Genomic DNA, 3,862 nt, shown 5'->3' with positions numbered 1-3,862 from the left:
TACGGCGAGCTCGCGTCCCAGGTCCATGCCGACCCGACCAACCCGGTCACCTACGACAAACAGGCCATGGCCGCCTTCTGGGCCTACCTGATGGCGGACGGCGCCCGCGACCCGGCACTGGAGCGGCAGGCGCGCGACGCGGTGCTGGAGTCCGGACGCTGGCGCGCCCGCATGGCCGCGGGCAACCCCTATCGTGCGCCGGTGCATCACCACATCGGCTTCGTCGGCTGGGGCAGCTTCGCGCTGTCCACCCGCGCGACCCTGCCGCTGCTGCAGGCCTATGCCCTGTCCGGCGAACAGACGCTGCTCGACTGGGCCTGGCAGTCGCCGACGCCGCAGCTCGGCGGCAACCCACAGGCGCTCTGCTATATCACCGGCTTCGGCGCCCGCTCACCGCGCTTCCCGCTGTCGAAGCTCTCCCAGTACGACGCCAACCCCGAGCCCCTGCGCGGCATCCCGGTGCTTGGGCCGCACTGGCACGTGCCGGCGCTGTCACCGCAGATGCGCGCCGTCAACGCCGCCTACGCGCCGGCCGAGCCTGCCGGTCGCCAGCCCGGTACGGACACCGAGTACCGCGCCGCCTACCCGGCGCTGCGTCGGTACACGGATTCCGACTACCTGCCGCAGATGTCCGAGCCGACTGTGGCGGACTACGCGCAGGTGGGCATCGCCTACGGGCTGCTGCGCCGGCCCGGGGTCGGCACCGAGATCCGCCGGCGCTTCCCGTTGTGACGGGGTTCAGGAAAGGCTTTACACCTTTTTTGTAAGTTCCAGCTCCGTGCTCGCCCGCACCCCGCGGATGCCCAACAGAGGGCACTTCGGCAATTCGGCCCTGTGGCTCCTGCTGCTGAGGTGACGGCGCACGCCTCGCCATAGACACCGGCTGAAGCCGGCCCGAGTCAACCCCACCGATGGGCGTCGACTCGACGGCATTGACGCTCCAGCGTGGGAGCCAGGCGAGCCTTTTGTAAGTAAAGCACTTCCTCGGATGCCTACTGGGCTGCCGTCGAGGAGACTTCACCCGACTTCCCCTCGGACACCAACGGCTTCGAGTTGCTCGACAGTTCCCTGAATATTTTGGGCAGCTTCATGATCTCCGTTGACTCGCCCGGGAGCGACTTGGTCTCCGTCGGCACCTGGGACGGCGGCAGGCCAAACATCGACACGGAAGATGACTACGCAACCTCCGCGGGCACCCTGACCATCAGCTTCGCGAATACGGACACTCTCACCGGCCAGTTCTCCGTCGCCGCTGCCCCGGTACCAGCCACCTGGGCGCTGTTGGGCATCGGTCTCGCGGGGCTCAGGCTGCGCCGCGCCGGCTGACGGCACCGCGGCACAAGCCGTCCCGCTCCCGTGCTCGTGGGAGCGGCTCTTGTGGGAGCGGCACTCTCGGTGCCGCGACCGGCGCCAAGGCAGCACTCCACGCCCGAGTAACCGCCACGCGACAGGCACACACACGGCCGTCATCGCGCCACAAAAGGCAGTGGCGCTCCCACACTGCCCGCTCGCCCGCAGCAGCGATCAACGGAGCAGCCCTTGTGGGAGCGGCTCTTGTGGGAGCGGCACTCTCGGTGCCGCGACCGGCGCCAAGGCAGCACGCCATCCTCACGCCGCCAGGCACAACCCCGCCGCAATCAGGCTCGCGAGTCCGGCGGCGAGGCCCACCAGCCATAGCGCCCGGCGCAGGTCGCCGCCGTCCAGGTCCGCGGGCCAGGCATCGGCGCCGATCCAGGGCCGGTGGATCTCCTCCCCGTGATAACGCCCGGGGCCGGCCAGGCGTACCCGCAGCGCGCCGGCGGCGGCGGCCTCGCTCCAGCCGGAGTTCGGGCTTGGCAGCACGGCGTGCCAGCGCCGTGCCGCGGGCAGCACGGCCCGCCAGTGCCGGCCCAGCAGCGCCGCGGCCGCCGCCAGCAGCGGCACCGACAGCCTTGCCGGCAGCCAGTGCATGATGTCGTCCGTGCGCGCGGCGGCCCAGCCGAAGCGCCCGTAGCGGGCATTGCGGTAGCCCACCATAGAGTCCAGGCTGGAGACCGCCTTGACCACCACCAGGCCCGGCAGGCCGAACAGCGCCAGCGCCCAGAGCGGCGTCAACACGCCGTCGGTGAGGTTCTCGGACAGGCTCTCGATGGTCGCGCGCACGACGCCGCCGCGGTCCAGCCCGGCGGTGTCCCGGCTCACCAGCCAGCGCAACCGCTCCCGCGCCGCGGGCAGATCGTCCAGCACCAAAAGCACGCGCCGGCCATGGGCGAGCAGGTCGCGCGTACACAGCAGGCTGTAGGCAACGAACAGGTCCCACAGCCAGCCGAGCAGCGGGTGCAGCGCCACCAGCAGCGCGTGCCCCAGCCACCAGGCGCCGAGCGCGCCCAGAGTCACCGCGAGTCCATGCAGCGCGCCGGCGAGTCGGCCGTCCCAGCCACGCGCGAAGAGCCGGCGCTCCAGCGCGATGCTCGCGTGGCCCAGCAGGCGGATCGGGTGCAGCGGGTAGTCCGGATCGCCCAGTAGTGCGTCCAGGACAACCGCCGCGAGCAGCAGGGCGAGTTGGGGGTCGATGGGCGATGTTGGCAGCAAGGTCGGGACCGGATGGGTCGCTCGGAGGTCTTGGGCTCGTGCGGCGGGTCGATGGCGAGGCTCAGCGCCGGCGGACGGCCGGCGATCGCTCGACGCGATGGCGCCGTATCCGACGTTGTGGGCAGCAGTTCACGGCATTTCTTACTGAAAAGCTTAGGGTAGAGACGATGCTCAAAAATAAGACCAAGCCCTAGCCGGATGCGGCGGGCGACGTACAGCGAAGGAGCCCGCCATGGCCAACAACAACGACGCAGCGCGCCATTTCTTCCCCAGCCCCAGCACCGAGACCCGGCGCCCCATCGCGTCGCCGCGCGACGCCGGCCGCGCACAGCGTCGACTCGGGCGCTTCGCGCGACGCTGCACCGCGCTGATCGCCTGCTGCATGGCGCTGGCGGCACAGGCCGCAGACCTGAGCATCTACACCGAAGACGCGGCGGCCGCCTTCAGCCAGATCGAGCGCGTCGCCGAAGACCCGGCGGCGGCCTGCACCGGCGACTTCGGGCTGCGCGTGACGCCCACCTACTGGCACTACCAACTGCTGCGCCTGGCCGCGGGCCGCACCGACTTCCGCCCCTACAGTGCGTTCAGCTTCCGCATCCGCGCCGAGCAGGGCGAAGTCGACCCGTCGATTGTACTGGCCGACCAGCGCTGGGGCACCTCGGTGCGCGTCGCCGACTACGTGGACGGCGGTGTCGTCGACGCCAACTGGCGCGAGGCGGTGATCCCGATGGACGCGCTGGCGAGCCCCGAATTCGCGCTGGATAGCGTGTTCCTGATCATGTTCGGCCCGTCGCCGGCGCCGGCGCCCTTCTACGTGGACGACATCCGCCTCATCGATACCGCCCGGCCCCACGTGCTGGGCTGGTCCACGCCGTCCGCGCGGGTGCTGACCGTCCGGCTGGACAGCCTGGACATCGACGCCCTGGAAACCGCGGCCTTCACCGTCAGCAGCGACACCGACCCGGACTTTGCGGCGCCCGTGCCGGTGCAGGCGGTGGGCGCCGACCGTGCCGCCGTGGACATTACCGAAGGCGGTCAGGGCGCCGTGGTGGAGTCCCGGCTGCACCTGGTGCTGCCGCGGGCGATGCAGCCGGGGCAGACCTATCGGGTGGACCTTGCCGAGCTGGTTGGCGCGTCCGGTGCCGGGCTTGCCGAGCCCGAGCTCCCGCTGAGCTTTACCGAGGACACCGTCAGCAGCAGCATCCAGGTCAACCAGGTGGGCTACCTGCCGGCGGCCACCAAGCTGGGCTTCGTCGGCAACTGGCTCGGCGACATCGGCCCCATGCCGGTG

At 70.8% G+C, this 3,862-nt stretch carries 4 protein-coding genes; 3 read left to right on the top strand and 1 reads right to left on the bottom strand.

Going from position 1 to position 3,862, the window contains the following annotated elements:
- Nucleotides 1–732, top strand: a 732-nt coding sequence (locus LJE69_RS11900) for a glycoside hydrolase family 9 protein (protein ID WP_296925237.1), incomplete at its 5' end; no start/stop codon positions are given.
- A 357-nt stretch (nucleotides 733–1,089) separates the two neighbouring features.
- Nucleotides 1,090–1,326, top strand: a complete 237-nt coding sequence (locus tag LJE69_RS11895) for a PEP-CTERM sorting domain-containing protein (RefSeq protein ID WP_296925235.1) — start codon at nucleotides 1,090–1,092, stop codon at nucleotides 1,324–1,326.
- A gap of 282 nt (nucleotides 1,327–1,608) precedes the next feature.
- On the opposite strand, the gene cbiB is transcribed toward LJE69_RS11895, so the two are convergent.
- Nucleotides 1,609–2,571, bottom strand: a complete 963-nt coding sequence (gene cbiB, locus LJE69_RS11890; protein ID WP_296925233.1) for an adenosylcobinamide-phosphate synthase CbiB — start codon at nucleotides 2,569–2,571, stop codon at nucleotides 1,609–1,611.
- 232 nt (nucleotides 2,572–2,803) lie between these two features.
- On the opposite strand from cbiB, the gene LJE69_RS11885 reads away from it, so the two are divergent.
- Nucleotides 2,804–3,862, top strand: a 1,059-nt coding sequence (locus LJE69_RS11885; RefSeq protein WP_296925231.1) for a hypothetical protein, incomplete at its 3' end; no start/stop codon positions are given.

It is taken from the genome of Thiohalocapsa sp. (assembly GCF_022340605.1).
GTDB lineage: Bacteria > Pseudomonadota > Gammaproteobacteria > Chromatiales > Chromatiaceae > Thiohalocapsa.
This window is presented reverse-complemented; position numbering and strand designations above follow the sequence as displayed.

Coding starts and splice junctions, on each gene's coding strand:
- LJE69_RS11895 (WP_296925235.1), top strand. CDS start 1,090: ATGATCTCCGTTGACTCGCCCGGGAGCGACTTGGTCTCCGTCGGCACC.